15 protein-coding genes are annotated in these 15,464 nt (G+C 62.4%); 7 read left to right on the forward strand and 8 right to left on the reverse strand.

Annotated features, from left to right (window positions below):
* Nucleotides 1–78: 78 nt before the first annotated feature.
* Nucleotides 79–1,245 (reverse strand): lactonase family protein, encoded by a 1,167-nt coding sequence (locus B552_RS0101570; RefSeq protein ID WP_019447238.1) that lies wholly within the window; start codon nucleotides 1,243–1,245, stop codon nucleotides 79–81.
* A 241-nt stretch (nucleotides 1,246–1,486) separates the two neighbouring features.
* Between B552_RS0101570 and B552_RS27010 the strand changes: the two genes are divergently transcribed.
* From B552_RS27010 to B552_RS0101600, 6 genes are all read left to right on the forward strand, one after another.
* A complete protein-coding gene (locus tag B552_RS27010; RefSeq protein ID WP_237718140.1) occupies nucleotides 1,487–2,500 on the forward strand; it encodes a GntR family transcriptional regulator in 1,014 nt (337 codons plus the stop codon).
* Between the two features lie 109 nt (nucleotides 2,501–2,609).
* Nucleotides 2,610–3,899: an MFS transporter gene (locus B552_RS0101580; protein ID WP_237718141.1), complete on the forward strand. Its 1,290-nt coding sequence runs from the start codon at nucleotides 2,610–2,612 to the stop codon at nucleotides 3,897–3,899.
* 68 nt (nucleotides 3,900–3,967) lie between these two features.
* Nucleotides 3,968–4,387, forward strand: a complete 420-nt coding sequence (locus tag B552_RS0101585) for a cupin domain-containing protein (protein WP_019447241.1) — start codon at nucleotides 3,968–3,970, stop codon at nucleotides 4,385–4,387.
* Between the two features lie 83 nt (nucleotides 4,388–4,470).
* On the forward strand, nucleotides 4,471–5,526 hold the full coding sequence (locus B552_RS0101590; RefSeq protein ID WP_019447242.1) for an Ldh family oxidoreductase: 1,056 nt from the start codon (nucleotides 4,471–4,473) through the stop codon (nucleotides 5,524–5,526).
* Nucleotides 5,527–5,543: 17 nt separating this feature from the next.
* Nucleotides 5,544–5,846: a putative quinol monooxygenase gene (locus tag B552_RS0101595; RefSeq protein ID WP_019447243.1), complete on the forward strand. Its 303-nt coding sequence runs from the start codon at nucleotides 5,544–5,546 to the stop codon at nucleotides 5,844–5,846.
* A gap of 78 nt (nucleotides 5,847–5,924) precedes the next feature.
* Nucleotides 5,925–7,316 carry an aldehyde dehydrogenase family protein gene (locus tag B552_RS0101600; protein WP_019447244.1) on the forward strand — a complete coding sequence of 464 codons (1,392 nt, stop codon included), beginning with the start codon at nucleotides 5,925–5,927 and terminating at the stop codon, nucleotides 7,314–7,316.
* Nucleotides 7,317–7,437: 121 nt separating this feature from the next.
* Here the strand turns inward: B552_RS0101600 and paaK are convergent, their stop codons facing one another.
* From paaK to paaA, 7 genes are all read right to left on the reverse strand, one after another.
* Complete coding sequence (paaK, locus tag B552_RS0101605; RefSeq protein WP_019447245.1) at nucleotides 7,438–8,787, reverse strand: phenylacetate--CoA ligase PaaK; 1,350 nt, start codon at nucleotides 8,785–8,787, stop codon at nucleotides 7,438–7,440.
* A 103-nt stretch (nucleotides 8,788–8,890) separates the two neighbouring features.
* Nucleotides 8,891–10,555: a phenylacetic acid degradation protein PaaN gene (gene paaN, locus B552_RS0101610; protein ID WP_019447246.1), complete on the reverse strand. Its 1,665-nt coding sequence runs from the start codon at nucleotides 10,553–10,555 to the stop codon at nucleotides 8,891–8,893.
* 56 nt (nucleotides 10,556–10,611) lie between these two features.
* Nucleotides 10,612–11,688 carry a 1,2-phenylacetyl-CoA epoxidase subunit PaaE gene (paaE, locus tag B552_RS0101615; protein ID WP_019447247.1) on the reverse strand — a complete coding sequence of 359 codons (1,077 nt, stop codon included), beginning with the start codon at nucleotides 11,686–11,688 and terminating at the stop codon, nucleotides 10,612–10,614.
* Between the two features lie 14 nt (nucleotides 11,689–11,702).
* Nucleotides 11,703–12,230, reverse strand: coding sequence for a 1,2-phenylacetyl-CoA epoxidase subunit PaaD (gene paaD / locus B552_RS0101620; RefSeq protein ID WP_026035196.1), 528 nt, complete (start codon nucleotides 12,228–12,230; stop codon nucleotides 11,703–11,705).
* A gap of 5 nt (nucleotides 12,231–12,235) precedes the next feature.
* Nucleotides 12,236–13,000, reverse strand: a complete 765-nt coding sequence (paaC, locus tag B552_RS0101625) for a 1,2-phenylacetyl-CoA epoxidase subunit PaaC (protein WP_019447249.1) — start codon at nucleotides 12,998–13,000, stop codon at nucleotides 12,236–12,238.
* Nucleotides 13,001–13,025: 25 nt separating this feature from the next.
* Nucleotides 13,026–13,307 carry a 1,2-phenylacetyl-CoA epoxidase subunit PaaB gene (gene paaB / locus B552_RS0101630; RefSeq protein ID WP_019447250.1) on the reverse strand — a complete coding sequence of 94 codons (282 nt, stop codon included), beginning with the start codon at nucleotides 13,305–13,307 and terminating at the stop codon, nucleotides 13,026–13,028.
* A 67-nt stretch (nucleotides 13,308–13,374) separates the two neighbouring features.
* Nucleotides 13,375–14,370, reverse strand: coding sequence for a 1,2-phenylacetyl-CoA epoxidase subunit PaaA (gene paaA / locus B552_RS0101635; protein WP_019447251.1), 996 nt, complete (start codon nucleotides 14,368–14,370; stop codon nucleotides 13,375–13,377).
* A 130-nt stretch (nucleotides 14,371–14,500) separates the two neighbouring features.
* On the opposite strand from paaA, the gene paaX reads away from it, so the two are divergent.
* Nucleotides 14,501–15,445 (forward strand): phenylacetic acid degradation operon negative regulatory protein PaaX, encoded by a 945-nt coding sequence (gene paaX, locus B552_RS0101640; protein ID WP_019447252.1) that lies wholly within the window; start codon nucleotides 14,501–14,503, stop codon nucleotides 15,443–15,445.
* Nucleotides 15,446–15,464: the final 19 nt, after the last annotated feature.

Genomic DNA, 15,464 nt, shown 5'->3' on the forward strand with positions numbered 1-15,464 from the left:
CCTCGGCATTTCCTACTTCAAAGGTTCGACAGGCAATCCCTGCTGTCGAACCTTTTCTTTTCTAACGTGGGGTGGGCGTTACTGTGTGCGGGCGAAGACCAAACACACAGGGCTGCCGGTCTGGAGTACAAGTCCAGACGGTGTCAGTTGTCCGTTCGCGTCGTCGATGCGGAATCCGACCACGCTGTCACTGTTCTCGTTGGCCGCATAGACCATCCTCCCCACTGGGTCCAACGTAAAGAACCGTGGACCTTTGCCCTGGGTGTATGTCCACGCGACCGGTTTGAGAAGGCCGTTATCGGGGTCCACGTGCATCGTGACAATGCTGTCGTGCCCGCGATTGGAACCGAACAGGAACTTGCCGGACCGAGCAATTTCAATCTCCGCGCCGGTGTTGTCTCCTGTGAAATTTTCCGGAATCGTGGAGACGATCTGGACGGGAGTCAGTGCCCCGGTTTCAGCGTCGTAACGATAGGTCGTGATGGTCGAGTCAAGCTCGTTCATCACGTAGGCCAGAGGTTTGGCAGGATGAAATGTGACATGACGCGGCCCCGCGCCTTCTCGCGCCTGGACGAAGGGCGGATTCGCCGGCGTGATTTTGCCGCTGACGGAATCGAGACGGAACGCGAAGACGCGGTCAAGCCCCTTGTCCGGAACGATGAAGAACCGTCCACTGCGGTCAAACGGCACATCGTGCGGGTGAGAACTGGCTTGTTGCGTACGATGAGGCCCCGGTTTGCCGGGAAGCTCGACCAGGTCGCTGACTCGCCCAAGGCTACCGTCTGCCTGGATCGGCAAGCTGACGACAGAGCCGGTCGCATAGTTGCCGACAATGACGAATCGATCGGTAGGATCGACAACGAGATGCGCTGGATTTTTACCTTCAGTGCTCTGTTGGTTCAGGAACGTGAGCTTGCCGGTTGCGCGGTCCAGCGAATAGGCGGTGATTTGGCTCAGGTCACCATGGACGGCATAGAGATACTTCTGGCTACGGTCCAGCGTAAGGAACGACGGATTGTCCGTTCCTTCGACCAGTTGCACGTGTTTCCACTCTCCTGTCTTCCCATCTACACGGTAGACATTGATGCCTTTGCCGCGCGCATTGCGCTCCCTGGTCGTGCGGCAGCCCACGTAGGCGTACATAGCGGTCGGTTCGATTCCCATAGCGTTGACGGTTGGTAGTTGGTAGAGCGCTGTCGTCAGCGCGGCCAGATTCTGAATAGCCTGGCGTCTTCCTGGGTTCATTCCCCTGTCTCCTGGTTTCCGTTGAAGAGATGGCGCCTTGGTGCGTGCACGGCGCACCGGCATGCACCAATGGCGAGCCATCGAACTGACGACATGTCCATTGGCTGCAAACGATCTTTCTTGCGTTGCGCCGTAATGCATTCTATGATCATAAAAAGCGATACGCAAAGAGGCATGGCATCGGCGTAAACCCGAGGATGCAAGGCGTAGACATCGGCATATCAAGGAGACTGCTGTGGGAATGGCACAATCGACATCAGGAGGGGCGAGTTCTCGCGCGGCTGCGTGCGGCACGCTCGACTCCGTGCCTCATGTCGAACATCTGCATCCGTCCCATTCCATGCCATTGACGCCGCTTCAGACCCGAGTCACCAGGGAAATCCTTGCTTTGGCCAGACGAGACGATCTGGCGGAAGGTGAACGCCTCGCCGAATCCATCCTGGCCGAGCGAATCGGGACGTCCCGCACTCCGGTGAATGTGGCGTTACGTCACCTGGTGGAGCTTGGCGCGGTGTTCTACGACCACAACCGAGGCTTCTTCATGGCGAAGCCGGCACGCGAACTCAATGATCTCGCGGCACAGTTTTTCGAAGAGCCGGACGAGCCCTTGTACCTGCGAATTGCCGAAGACCGCCTTGCACGTCGGCTGCCAGACGTGGTGTCGGAGGCAGACTTGATGCGCCAGTACGGCGTGGCGCGCAGTGTCCTGCGCAAGGTTTTGTCGGTGATGCAGGAGGAAGGCTGGCTGGAGCGGCAAGTGGGCCAGGGCTGGCAATTCCTGCCCATGATCGACTCGGTCGAAGCTTACGAGGAAAGTTACCTGTTCCGCGCCGCCATTGAGCCGACAGGCATTCTGTCTCCGTCGTTTCGCTGCGATCCTGTGGAATTGGCCGAACTGCGCCGGCGACAACAAGGCATCGTGGACGGTGGTTACCTGACGATGACTTCCATCGAATTGTTCGAGGCAAACAGCGAGTTGCACGAGACCATCGCAAAGTGGTCAGGCAACCGCTTCATCCTCCAGTCGGTAAGGCGGATGGACCGGCTTCGTCGGCTCGTCGAGTATCGACAAGCCCGGGCGCGCAAACCGCGGCAGATCCAGTCCATGGAGCACCTGGCCATTCTGGACGCCATCGGCCATCAAGACCTGCTGAAAGCGGCAACACTGCTGCGCGAGCATATCGAAGGTGCCCGCCGGTCCAAGGTGCACGCCGGCAACGTATTCACGGCTGAGGCGGCGGCGACAGCCACCTGATGCTGATGATGTTGTAGCCACGGCGACTCCGTCGCCTTTTTTTTGACCACTACTGCTTTTTGTAGTCACAAAATACTTTACGGGCAGTTGAAGTGCCCGACAGGAGACCATGATGTCCTATCGCCGCGGCTGGATCGCCGTCCTCCTTTTCACGCTGGCCATGATCAATTACATGGACCGCATCGCACTGTCCATCGCGGCAGCACCAATAGCCGCCGAGTTCAAGCTCTCGACGGTCAGCATGGGTTACCTGTTCTCCTCGTTCATCTGGAGCTACGCGCTGTTCCTGCTGCCCATGGGATTACTTCTCGATCGCTTTGGTACGAAGCGGATTGCCGGCTTCGGCATCTTCGTATGGTCTGCGGCAACGGCGCTGACTGGCGCCGCTACGAGCTTCGGAGCATTGCTGGCGGCACGCCTCGTCATGGGTGGGGGCGAGTCATGCAGCAATCCGGTGGGCGCCAAGGTCATCCGTCAATGGATTCCTGCCGGTGAACGCGGTGTCGTGACGGCACTCTTCAACAGCGGGTCCTATGCGGGGCCGGCCATCTGCTCGGTGCTGCTTGCCTATCTAGTTGCCCACTTTGGTTGGCGCATTTCCTTCCTGATTGCGGGTGGCATTGGCTTCGTATGGCTTGCCGCCTGGCTGACGTTCTTTGATACACCGGAGAAGGCATTCTGGCTCGGCCAGGAAGAGCGCGACAAGATCGTGCGCGAGCGCGAGGTCAAATCGTATGTGCCGGCAGGCCAGGAAGCCCACGGTCTTCGCGCGCTGATGAAGACACCGACCTTGTGGGGCCTCGCGCTGACGCAAGGCTGCAACGTCTACACGCAGTATCTGTTCCTGACCTGGCTGCCCAGCTACCTGCAGGCGACCCGGCATCTTTCGATTTCCAAGACGGGGATGTTCGCGGCTGTGCCGTACGCGGTTTCCGTGATCCTCTGCGTGCTGGCAGGCCGGCTAAGCGATGTCTACGTCAAGCGCGGTGGCGTTGCTACCGGCCGTCGCCGTAATGCTGTGGCGCTCGCCATGATGACGGGTGCGGTGATCCTTGCCGTCCCCTTCATAACCAATCTGACGGCGCTGCTCGTGGTCTTCTCGATCACGCTGACGGGCATCGCATCCACCACGTCACTGAACTTCGCACTCCTGAACGACCTGCTTCCGAGCTCGCGCGATGTTGGTAAGGCAATGGCGTTCGTCGTGATGGGCGGCAACCTCTTCGGTTTGATTGCGCCGATTGCCACTGGCTATGTCATCGCGGCTACGGGCAGTTATGACTGGGCTTTCGGTATTGCAGGCATGTTGCTCGTCGTTGGCGCAGCGATCACGTTGACCATGACGCGCAGGCCAATGATTTATGTCCAGACCCCCCAATCGGCTGCTTCCAGCGCCTGAGGCGACCCGGCTCCCAGTAGGCGTACTTCTAGTCGCCAGAACCCCTTACTTCTGATTGGAGATACCCCATGACCAACAAGACCCCATCCGGTGCAGTCCTGTTGAGGCCCGAAGCACTGCCGACCCACGAACGTGGCGGCGGCGCACGGACCACGCCTCTGGTTTCGCGAGAGCTGGGAACGACCAGCTTCATTACGGGCTACACGTCATTTGACGCAGGCGTGGAGATTCCTTTCCACAGCCATAACTGCCAGGAAAGCGTTGTGCTGATGGAGGGCGAGGCCGTACTCGACATCGATGGGCTGGAGTACGAACTCAAGCCGCACGACGTGACGTTCATTCCGCCGAATGTGAATCACCGCTTCCGCAACCTCTCGAAAACCAGGCCCATGAAGATCCTTTGGATCTATGCCACGGTCGATGCGACTCGTACGCTGACGGCGACGGGCGTTACCAATCCTGTGGCATCTGAGCACGGCAAAAGCTGACGCAGCACTAACGGGGACGCGCTCCTTTTCGGAGAGGCGAGACCCGCCGGATTTCAGTTATTCGGCATCTCCAGGAGATTTAAATGCCACACACCGTTCAAGCGGAACAGCTCACCCAGTTCGGCTCAGCCATTCTTCAGTCCCTGGGCGTGCCCTATACAGATGCGCACCTGCTGGCGGACAGCCTGGTCGTCGCGGAGCTCTGGGGCCATTCATCGCACGGCATGCTCCGCCTGCCCTGGTATGTAGACCGCCTGCGCAGCGGTGTCATGACATCGGTCTCCAAACCGGAAATCGTCATGGACGGAGGGGCCATCACCGTCATGGATGGCCACCATGGAATCGGCCAGGTGCTGACCGCGAAAGCGGTTGAGCTTGGTATCCAGCGTGCGCGCGAGCACGGTATCAGCGCTGTTGGCGTTCGCAACTCAAACCACTTTGGTACAGCGGCATATTTCACGCGCATGGCGGCCAGGGAAGGTTGCGTTGCGCTGCTCGCTACCAATGCAAGCCCGGCCATGGCCCCGTGGGGTGGGCGTGCCAAGAGCATTGGCACGAACCCCTGGTCGATTGCGGCGCCGGGCGGTCGCCGTGGTGTTGCTGTCATGGACATTGCGAACACGGCGGTGGCCCGCGGGAAGATCTACCTCGCAGCCGAGCGCGGCGTAGAGATCCCGAACACGTGGGCCGCAGACGAGAACGGCGTTCCAACGACCAACGCCAAGGATGCAATCCACGGGCTGATTCTTCCCATGGCGGGGCATAAGGGCTACGTCATTTCATTCATGATGGACGTGCTCGCAGGTGTCCTGACTGGCAGTCACTTCGGCTCGAAAGTTGCCGGCCCCTACGAGGCGAACAAGACCAGTGGCTGCGGCCACCTGCTGATTACCATCGATGTGAAGGCGATGATGCCTCTCGCCGAATTCGAACAGCGCATGGAAGCGTTGATTGATGAGGTCAAGGCAGTTCCGACGGCTCACGGCATCGACGAGATTTTCTTCCCTGGCGAGCTTGAGGACCGCAATACGACTCGGCTACTTGAGACCGGTATCTCCCTCGCGGACACGACGTGGGGCAGCCTGGTCAAGCTCGGCGCCGAAACCGGCACCGCATTGCCGGAACTCCTTTTCGCCTAACCCCAGAGGAACGCAACATGATCGCGCTTATCGTCTCGCTCGATGTCTATCCAGAACGCCTCGACGACTTTCTCGCGGCCATCAAGGAGAACGCCGAGCGGACGTTCAACGACGAGGCCGGCTGCACGTACTTTGACGTGACGCAGGACATCAAGAACCCGCTGCACTTCATGTTCTATGAGCTGTACGAGGACCAAGCCGCCGTCGATGCACACCGCGCCGCGCCACACTTTGCCAAATGGCGCGAGGCAGCGGACCGGTGCGTCGTGAAGGGCAGCCAGGTCAACACGCTTTGCACCCAGCTCTTCCACCACGCTTGACGACACATTGCATCTCGCGCTGCAGTCGCGCAGGTCGCAAGTATTCGACTATCCCTTGATTTGGCAGGACGCAAAGCCATGACGACATCCATCACTACCTTTAATCCGACAACCGGCGCACCGCTGCAAACCTACGAATCGTGGTCCGCCAATCAGATCGAGCAAGCTGTCAACGATGGCTATGCGGCAGCCAAGGCATGGGGTAAGCAACCTCTATCCGTGCGCGTTGAGGTCGTTCGCCGACTGGCCGATGAGCTTCGGCGCCAAAGCGCCACGTTTGCCGACTTGGTCACAACCGAAATGGGGAAGGTCAAAGCAGAGGCGGCTGGTGAACTTGAGAAGTCCGCAGTCACTGCAACGTATTACGCCGACAACGCAGCTCGAATTCTGGCCGATGAGAAGGCCAACATCGATGGAGTTGACGCGTGGGTGAGCTACGAACCAATTGGCCTTGTGCTCGCGGTCATGCCTTGGAACTTCCCTGTTTGGCAAGTCATGCGGTTCGCGATTCCAGCCATTACCGCGGGCAACGGCGTGCTGCTGAAGCACTCCCCCAATGTGACCGGATGCGCCTTGGCGCTGGAGCAACTGTTCGTCGACGCTGGGCTGCCGAGAGGTGTGGTGACAGCCATGGTGGTGGCAGAGCCGGATGTACCAGATGTCATCGACCGGCTGATTCAAGACGACCGAATCGCTGCGGTAACCCTGACGGGTTCGAACCGCGCGGGATCCGCAGTTGGGGCCGCCGCCGGGCGAGCGTCAAAGAAGTCCGTGCTCGAGCTCGGCGGTTCGGATGCTTTCATTGTTCTCGATGACGCGGACGTTCCGGCTGCAGCGGCGGCCGCAGTGAAGGCGCGCTACCACAACGCGGGGCAGAGCTGTGTCTGTGCCAAGCGGTTCATCGTCTCCGAAGGCATTGCGAAGGAGTTCACCGAGCGCTTCGTGAATGGCGCACGCGCACTGGTCGTTGGCGATCCTGGCGTGGCCGGCACGCAGATCGGGCCGCTTGCACGCGGCGATCTTCGGGATGCGCTGGATCGTCAGGTCCGGCGGTCTCTCGAGGCCGGGGCGGTGCTTCTCGCTGGTGGCCAGCCTCTCAAAGGTCCTGGCAACTTCTATGAGCCAACTGTTCTGGGCAATACCGGCCCCGGTATGGCGGCGTTTGATGAGGAGACGTTCGGTCCGCTCGCAGCCATTGCGATTGCAAAGGACGACGCAGATGCTATTCGTCTTGCAAACGCGACACCCTTCGGTCTTTCGGTGAGCGTGTGGTCCTCGTCAACAGAACGAGCCCTCACTGTGGCGAAGGGGGTGACGAGCGGTGCGGCTTTCATCAATGCCATCACGGCATCGGACGCACGCATTCCCTTTGGCGGCACCAAGAAGTCCGGCTATGGCCGGGAGTTGGCTGCGGCGGGGATTCGCGAGTTCATGAACATCAGGACCTACTGGTCCGTTTCGGTTGCCTAGAACTACCCGAAATCTTTCCAACAAGGGAGGCGTCGCCGTATGACAGCCGCCGATCTCCGCCGTCGGACCATCAGTCCGCCCAGGAGATCGGCGATCAACCTATTCTTCAAAGCTCAAATGGTCAAATCGCCCCCACCGGCTGCTCGTGCGTGATCTTCGGGCGCATGTCGAGCACGCGTTGCGCCTTGCCCACGTTGGTCCGCGCGATGTCCGTCGCGCCCACCACCTGCACACGCGTGGTCACGCCGACATAGGTCTTGATCTGGGTCTTCAGTTCGCGCTCCAGCGATGCGCGGGCATCCGCCGACAGCGCGCCCGAGGATTCGGGGCGGGCCTCCACGCGTACCTCTAGCTGGTCCATATGGCCGTCACGCGTGACCACAAGCTGGTACTGCGGCGCAAGCGCGGGGGACTTCAGAATCAGTTCCTCGATCTGCGATGGGAACACGTTCACGCCACGGATGATCAGCATGTCGTCCGAGCGGCCCGTGATCTTGCCGATCCGGCGCATCGCGCGCGAGGTGGGCGGCAGCAGGCGCGTCAGGTCGCGCGTGCGGTAGCGGATCACGGGCAGCGCCTCCTTGGTCAGGGACGTGAACACCAGTTCGCCCTCGGCGCCGTCCGGCAGCACTTCGCCGGTCACGGGGTCGATGATCTCTGCGTAGAAGTGGTCTTCCCAGATGACCGGGCCGTCCTTGCTCTCGATGCATTCGCAAGCCACGCCCGGGCCCATCACCTCGGACAAGCCGTAGATGTCCACCGCATCGATGCCGGCGCGCGCTTCGATCTCCGCGCGCATCGCGTCGGTCCACGGCTCTGCGCCGAAGATGCCAACCTTCAGCGACGACTCCGACGGGTCCATGCCCTGCCGCTCCATCTCCTCGATCAGGTTCAGCATGTACGACGGCGTGACCATGATGATGTTGGGCTGGAACTCGCGGATCAGCTGCACCTGCTTTTCGGTCTGTCCGCCGGACATCGGAATCACGGTGCAACCGGCCTTCTCCGCGCCATAGTGCGCACCAAGCCCGCCCGTGAACAGGCCGTAGCCGTAGCTCACGTGCACCAGGTCTCCAGCACGCCCGCCAGCCGCACGGATCGATCGGGCCACAACACCGGCCCAGGTATCGATGTCCTTCGCCGTATAGCCAACCACGGTCGGCTTGCCGGTGGTGCCGCTCGACGCATGCACGCGCGCCACCTTTTCACGCGGCACGGCGAACATGCCGAACGGATAGTTGTCGCGCAGGTCCTTCTTGGTCAGGAACGGGAACTTGGCCAGGTCCGCCAGCGACTTGATGTCGTCCGGATGCACCCCGGCCGCCCGGAAGGCCGTTCGGTAGTGCGGCACGTTGTCGTAAGCATGGCGCACACTCCATTTGAGCCGCTCAAGCTGCAGTGCCTGCAGTTCATCGCGGCTGGCGCGCTCGATCGGCTCCAGCTCATTGGGGCTAGGGATGCGTTGAACCATTGTCTACTCCATCTAGTTATGATGGCGCCGCAAGAACGGGGGTGAGCGCCGGGGTAATGCGGGTACTTCGGAAATGCCGGGTACTACCGATGAGCGCCGTGCCTCAGATGTGCGAGCGGCTCTGCACCACGCGGAAGCGATTGGCCACGAAAGCGGAATCGGACAGCGAAGCATTGGCTGCCGGGTTCGCGCCGGTGGCATGGAAGTCGCTGAACGCGGCCGACTGGTTGACGAACACGCCACCGGTCAGGTTGAGCGACAGCGCCACGCCAGCGTCTTCGGCGGCATCACGGATGCTTTCGGTGACGCCGGCGTCGGTCGTATAGGCCGACAGCGTCAGCGCGCCGTGATCGCGCACGCCACGATGCGCAAGCTCGATGCTGTGGGCGGTGCTGTCCGTCGCCACGATGAAGGAGATCGGGCCGAACAGCTCCTGCATGATCTTGCCTTCGTCGCTGGCGTCCACTTTCAGCACCAGCGGCGTATGCACGCGGGCGCCGGGGAATTCCGGATGCTCCAGCGCGCGGCTGTCGACAACGATCTCGCCAAGCGAGCGCGACGATTCGATACGCGCCACGACGCCGTCGTTCTGAATCGCGCCAAGCAGTTCCACCGCGCGGGCCGGATCGGCGGTCAGCTTGCTCACGGCTTCGCCGATTGCCGCTGCAACCTGGTCGAAGCTGACCTTGCCTTCCGGCGTATCGATGCCGTCCTTCGGCACATAGATGTTCTGGGGCGCGGTGCACATCTGGCCCGAGTACAACGCCAGCGAGAACACGATATTGCGCACCATGCCCTTGAAGTCGCTGGTCGAGTCGACCACGATCTGGTTGACGCCGGCCTTCTCCGTGTACACCTGCGCCTGATGCGCATTGCGTTCGAGCCAGTCACCGTTGGCGGTGCTGCCGGTGAAATCGATCAGCCGCACTTCCGGACGCAGCGCCAGGGTCGATGCCATGCGTTCGCTCGGATCATTCGCCACCAGCGTGACCAGGTTCGGATCAAAGCCCGCCTCGGCCAGCACTTCGCGCGCCACTTCCACGGTAATGGCCAGCGGCAGGATTGCGCCCGGATGCGGCTTGACCACCACCGCGTTGCCGGTTGCCAGGCTGGCAAACAGGCCCGGGTAGCCGTTCCACGTCGGGAACGTGCAGCAGCCGATCACAAGACCCACGCCGCGCGGCACCACGGCATAGCGCTTCTCCATGCGCAGCGGTTCGTTCTTGCCTTGCGGCTTCTCCCACGTGGCCGACTTCGGAATGCGGCGCATCTCGTCCCACGCATAGGCCACCGCTTCCAGCCCCCGGTCCTGCGCGTGCGGGCCGCCAGCCTGGAACGCCATCATGAAAGCCTGCCCGGTGGTATGCATGACCGCATACGCAATCTCGAAGCTGCGGCGGTTCAGGCGCTGCAGGATTTCCAGCGACACACCCACCCACGCCTCGGGGCCAGCCTTGCGCCATTGCGGCATGCCCTTGGCCACACCGGCAAAGAGCTGGTCGAGGTCGGGCTTCGGATACGTGACACCAAGCGCCTCGCCATAGGGCGAGACTTCCTTGCCAGCCTGGCCGACCGTGCCGGGCTGCTGCAGCGCAAACGGCTTGTTCAGGCGCGCCTCGAAGGCGGCCTTGCCGTCGGCGTTAGCGGTTTCGCCGTAGACCTTGGGGCTCGGCATTTCGACAAACGGACTCCAGTAGCCACGCGTGGCAATAGCTTGGGTGGCTTGGTCCAGCAGCGCCTGATGGCGTTCGAAAAACGGATGGGACACGTCTAGTCTCCGGGGGCGGGTATTTGTAAGGTCAAGCGGCGTCTGATGCCGACGCTTCAGGTTTCCTGGTCGAAGTCGATCACGAGCTTGTCGCTGACGGCATAGCTCTGGCAGCTCAGGATGAAGCCGCGTGCCACTTCGTAGTCTTCCAGTGCGAAGTTGACATCCATGTCGACCTCGCCTTCGATGCGCTTGCAGCGGCAGGTCGAGCAAACCCCGCCCTTGCATGCGTAAGGCAACTCGATGCCCTGGGCCAGCGCGGCATCCAGCACCGATTCCTTGTTCTTCTCCAGCGTGAACGTGCGCGTGCGGCCGTCCTGGATCACGGTTACCTCGCACTGCTGCTGGCCTACCTGCTTGTGCGCATGCGCGGCCGGGCGGGCCGAAGGAATGCTGGTGGCGAACAGCTCGCGCTTGATGCGGCTCTTGTCCACGCCGTTGTCCAGCAACGCCTGCGATACCTCTTCCATCATCGAGTGCGGGCCGCAGATGAAAGCGACATCGATGTCCTGCGGCTTCACCCAGTGCGTGAGCAGCGCATTGACCTTCTCGCCGTCGATGCGGCCATTGAACAGGTCGATATCCAGTTGCTCGCGGCTCAGCACGAAGACCAGGTTGAAGCGCTGCAGGTACGTGTCCTTCAGGTCTTCGAGCTCTTCCTTGAACAGCACCGACGACGACGCGCGGTTGCCGTAGAACAGCGTGAAGCGGCTCTGCGGCTCCGCCTGCAGCGTGGTCTTGATGATCGACAGCATCGGCGTGATGCCGCTGCCGGCCGCAAATGCAACGTAGTGCTTCGCCTGGGTTGCCGAGAGCGGCACGTGGAAGTTCCCGGCCGGCGGCATCACGTCCAGCGTCATGCCAGGCCGTAGTTGCTCGTTGGCCCAGTTAGAGAACAGGCCGCCATCCACACGCTTGATCGCCACGCGCAGTTGCTCGTCCTGCACTGCCGAGCAGATCGAATAGGAACGGCGCACTTCATCGCCGTCGATACCCGTGCGCAGCGTCAGGTGCTGGCCCTGCACGTAGCGGAACGTTTCGGACAGTTCGCCGGGCACGGCAAACGTCACCGCCACTGCGTCGCGCGTTTCGCGCGTGACCGAAGCCACGGTCAGTTCATGGAATTTGCTCATGTTCCGCACCTTGTCTAGTGGGCCTTGAAGTAATCGAACGGCTCGCGGCAATCGCCACAGCGATACAGCGCCTTACAGGCCGTGGAACCGAACTGGCTGACCAGCCGCGTGTGGTGCGATCCGCAATGCGGACAGGCCACCACCAGCACTGGTGAAGACCGGCGGCTGATACCGCTGATATCGATCACCTGCTGTGCCGGAGGTGCAATGCCATAGCCACTCAGGTTGGCCTTGCCACGCGCGGTCATCCAGTCGGTGGTCCATGCCGGCGCCAGCCGCGTTTCCACGCGCACGCTGTTCACGCCCTGCGCGGCCAGTACCGCTTCAACGTTCTCGCGGATCGCGGTCATCGCCGGACAGCCGGAGTACGTCGGCGTGATGGTGACCACGCAGGTGTCGTCCTGCCACGCCACGTCGCGCACGATGCCGAGGTCCACCACCGAAATCACGGGAATCTCGGGGTCCGGCACCGCGTCGAGCCAGGACCAGACCTGTTCGATGGCGGGCAACGCCAGTGCGTGGGTAGACGCCTGGGCAGTCATGGCGCTCACCACTGTGCGCCGGGATAGGCGCGCTGCAGGAACTGCATCTCGGCCAGCAGATAGCCAAGGTGTTCGGTATGACGGCCGTGGCGGCCACCGCTTTGCGCCCATTGGTCTGCAGGCACGCGCAGTGTGGCTTCGGCCAGCACCTCGGCGACGTGGTGCTGCCAGGGCTCGCCCAGCGTGGCCGGGTCGGGAACCACGCCTTGCTGAACCAATGCCGCATCGGCGGCATCGGCCTCGAACAACTCGCCGGTGTACATCCACAGGTCGTCGAATGCTTCCTGCATGCGGCGGTGGCTCTCTTCGGTGCCATCGCCAAGGCGCACCACCAGGTCCGCGCTGCGGCGCACGTGGTAGGTCACTTCCTTGAGCGACTTGGCCGCGATTTCCGCGATTCGCGCATCGGTCGAGCGCTGCAGCCCCTCCAGCACGAAGTAGTGCCAGGTATCGAACAGGAACTGGCGCGCCAGCGTATCCGCGTAGCTGCCGTTCGGCTGCTCCACCAGCAGCAGGTTGCGGAACTGGTGCGCGTCGCGCAGGTAGGCGAGCTGGTCGGCCGTGCGGCGGGTGCCCTTGACCTCGCCCTCGATTTCACCTGCGTAGCCGAGCCACATACGGGTCTGGCCGATCAGGTCCAGCGCGACGTTGGTCAGCGCAATGTCTTCTTCCAGCGCCGGCCCGCGGCCGCACCACTCCGACAGGCGTTGGCCGAGCACCAGCGTTGAGTCGCCGAGCCGCAGCAGGTATTCGAGCTTGTGGGTGTTCATCGCAATGCTTCCTTTTCGGCAGGGCTCAGATGTGCTTGACCGCATCCGGCATCGGGAAGAACGTCGGGTGCCGGTAGACCTTGCTGTTGGCCGGCTCGAACAGCGGGCCCTTGTCGCTCGGGCTGCTGGCCATCACGTCGCCCGCCTTCACCACCCAGACGCTGACTCCCTCGTTGCGGCGCGTGTAGACGTCGCGTGCGTTCTTGATCGCCATTTCGCCGTCTGGCGCGTGCAGGCTTCCCACGTGCTTGTGGGCCAGACCGTGCTGGCTGCGGATAAAGATCTCCCAAAGCGGCCACTCTTTCATGGCAACCTCCTGTGTGTGTCGGTTCGAAGGGGAGCGGCGACGGGCGCCGCGGGGTCAGGCCCTGGCGTCAGGCCGCGGCCCGGCTGGATTCGCTGGCCGCGCGGTCGGCGTGGGCCATCAGTGCATCGCGGAACCAGGCGCCGTCGTCCCACGCCTTGACGCGTGTGCGCAGGCGGTCGCGGTTGCACGGGCCGTTGCCCTGGATCACGTTGTAGAACTCGGACCAGTCGATCTCGCCGAAGTCATAGTGGCCGCGTTCCTCGTTCCACTTCAGGTCGGGATCGGGAATGGTCAGGCCCAGGTACTCGGCTTGCGGCACGGTCTGGTCAACCATCTTCTGGCGCAAGTCATCGTTGGAGAACAGCTTGATGCGCCATGCCATCGATTGCGCGCTGTTGGGCGAATCGCCGTCAGACGGCCCGAACATCATCAGGGCCGGCCACCACCAGCGGTTGATCGCATCCTGAGCCATCTGTTTCTGCTCGGGCGTGCCGTTGCACAGCGCCAGCAGGATGTCGTAGCCCTGGCGCTGGTGGAACGACTCCTCCTTGCACACGCGCACCATCGCACGGGCATACGGGCCGAACGAGCAGCGGCACAGCGGCACCTGGTTGATAATCGCCGACCCGTCCACCAGCCAGCCGATCATGCCGATATCGGCCCAGTTCAGCGTGGGGTAGTTGAAGATGCTCGAGTACTTGGCGCGGCCGGCATGAAGGTCGCCCATCATCTGGTCGCGCGACACGCCCAGCGTTTCGGCAGCGCTATATAGATACAGTCCGTGGCCGGCCTCGTCCTGGATCTTGGCCAGCAGCACGGCCTTGCGTTCCAGCGTGGGAGCCCGCGTGACCCAGTTGCCTTCAGGCAGCTGGCCAACGATTTCCGAATGCGCGTGCTGCGAGATCTGGCGGACCAGCGTCTTGCGGTACGCCTCCGGCATCCAGTCCTTGGCCTCGATCTTGATACCGGCGTCCACGCGCGCCTGGAACTGCTGTTCCTGCGGGTCCAACTCGTCGATCGCCCGGAGCCTTGTCGCTCCTGTCTCCACCATCTGTGCGTACATGCCTGCTCCGCCTTGTAGGGTCTGAATCTGCGTCTTGACTTGGATCAAGCTTCGTCAGTTGCAATGGATGGTAGTGATACAATTTGATTCAAGCAATTTGCGTTTGTGTATCACTTTCAGGGAGTGCCAGATGACCGCCAAAGTGCCCGATGCGGTGTCTCCCCGCGTGACGCGGCTGGCACGCGGGCTCAAGCTCGGCGCCAATTCACTGCTGGTGACGCTGTACGGTGACGTGATAGCCCCACGTCCGCAGGCAATCTGGCTGGGCAGCCTGATCCGGCTCGCGGCGCCGTTCGGCATCAATGACCGGCTGGTGCGCACGGCCACGTTCAGGCTTGCGGCCGACGATTGGCTGACCGCCACCCGCATCGGCCGGCGCAGCTACTACGCGCTATCAGAAACCGGCCTGCAACGCGTGCTGCACGCGGGCAAGCGCATCTACGCCGGCGAGGCCCCCGAATGGGACGGGCGCTGGACGCTGGCGCTATCGCGCCATGACACACGCGCCACCATGCGGCAACGGCTCAAGCGTGAACTGCTGTGGGAAGGCTTCGGCGCAATCGCCCCCGGGGTGCTGGCACACCCGAACGCGGACCTGGCTTCGCTGCGTGAAATCATCCTGAGCGCGGGCGCCCAGCAGTACGTGGCGGTGATGGAAGCGCACAGCGTGGAGGCGTTCTCGCCGCAGCCGCTTCAGACGCTGATGCACCACACGTTCAAGCTCGATGCCGTGGCTGCCGCGTGGAATTCGCTGCTGCGGCGCTTCTCGGCGCTGGCGGCCGATGCCGGCCAGCTTCCTCCCGCCGATGCGTTCTTCGTACGGACGCTGCTGGTGCACGAGTATCGGCGCGTGTTGCTGCGCGATCCCAACCTGCCGGAAGCATTGCTGCCGCACGATTGGCCGGGCCGCACCGCGCGCAGCCTCTGCCGCAGCCTATATCGCGCACTGCTTGATGCCAGCGAAGCGCATCTGCGCGACGCGGTGGAGACCGCGGATGGCCCGATTCATCACGCCGACAGCGTGCTGCGCGCCCGGTTTGGGCACGCGAGCGATGCCGGGCAGGATGCCAGGTAGGCAGCATGCCTACTGTAAA

The organism is Cupriavidus sp. BIS7, from assembly GCF_000292345.1.
Taxonomy (GTDB): domain Bacteria; phylum Pseudomonadota; class Gammaproteobacteria; order Burkholderiales; family Burkholderiaceae; genus Cupriavidus.

What these genes read in the sequence shown, in the direction of transcription:
- B552_RS0101580 (WP_237718141.1), top strand. Translation starts at nt 2,610, where the DNA reads ATGATGTCCTATCGCCGCGGCTGGATCGCCGTCCTCCTTTTCACGCTG.
- B552_RS0101585 (WP_019447241.1), top strand. Translation starts at nt 3,968, where the DNA reads ATGACCAACAAGACCCCATCCGGTGCAGTCCTGTTGAGGCCCGAAGCA.
- B552_RS27010 (WP_237718140.1), top strand. Translation starts at nt 1,487, where the DNA reads ATGGCACAATCGACATCAGGAGGGGCGAGTTCTCGCGCGGCTGCGTGC.
- B552_RS0101590 (WP_019447242.1), top strand. Translation starts at nt 4,471, where the DNA reads ATGCCACACACCGTTCAAGCGGAACAGCTCACCCAGTTCGGCTCAGCC.
- paaK (WP_019447245.1), bottom strand. Translation starts at nt 8,787, where the DNA reads ATGGTTCAACGCATCCCTAGCCCCAATGAGCTGGAGCCGATCGAGCGC.
- paaB (WP_019447250.1), bottom strand. Translation starts at nt 13,307, where the DNA reads ATGAAAGAGTGGCCGCTTTGGGAGATCTTTATCCGCAGCCAGCACGGT.
- paaX (WP_019447252.1), top strand. Translation starts at nt 14,501, where the DNA reads ATGACCGCCAAAGTGCCCGATGCGGTGTCTCCCCGCGTGACGCGGCTG.
- paaC (WP_019447249.1), bottom strand. Translation starts at nt 13,000, where the DNA reads ATGAACACCCACAAGCTCGAATACCTGCTGCGGCTCGGCGACTCAACG.
- B552_RS0101570 (WP_019447238.1), bottom strand. Translation starts at nt 1,245, where the DNA reads ATGAACCCAGGAAGACGCCAGGCTATTCAGAATCTGGCCGCGCTGACG.
- B552_RS0101595 (WP_019447243.1), top strand. Translation starts at nt 5,544, where the DNA reads ATGATCGCGCTTATCGTCTCGCTCGATGTCTATCCAGAACGCCTCGAC.
- paaD (WP_026035196.1), bottom strand. Translation starts at nt 12,230, where the DNA reads ATGACTGCCCAGGCGTCTACCCACGCACTGGCGTTGCCCGCCATCGAA.
- paaA (WP_019447251.1), bottom strand. Translation starts at nt 14,370, where the DNA reads ATGTACGCACAGATGGTGGAGACAGGAGCGACAAGGCTCCGGGCGATC.
- B552_RS0101600 (WP_019447244.1), top strand. Translation starts at nt 5,925, where the DNA reads ATGACGACATCCATCACTACCTTTAATCCGACAACCGGCGCACCGCTG.
- paaE (WP_019447247.1), bottom strand. Translation starts at nt 11,688, where the DNA reads ATGAGCAAATTCCATGAACTGACCGTGGCTTCGGTCACGCGCGAAACG.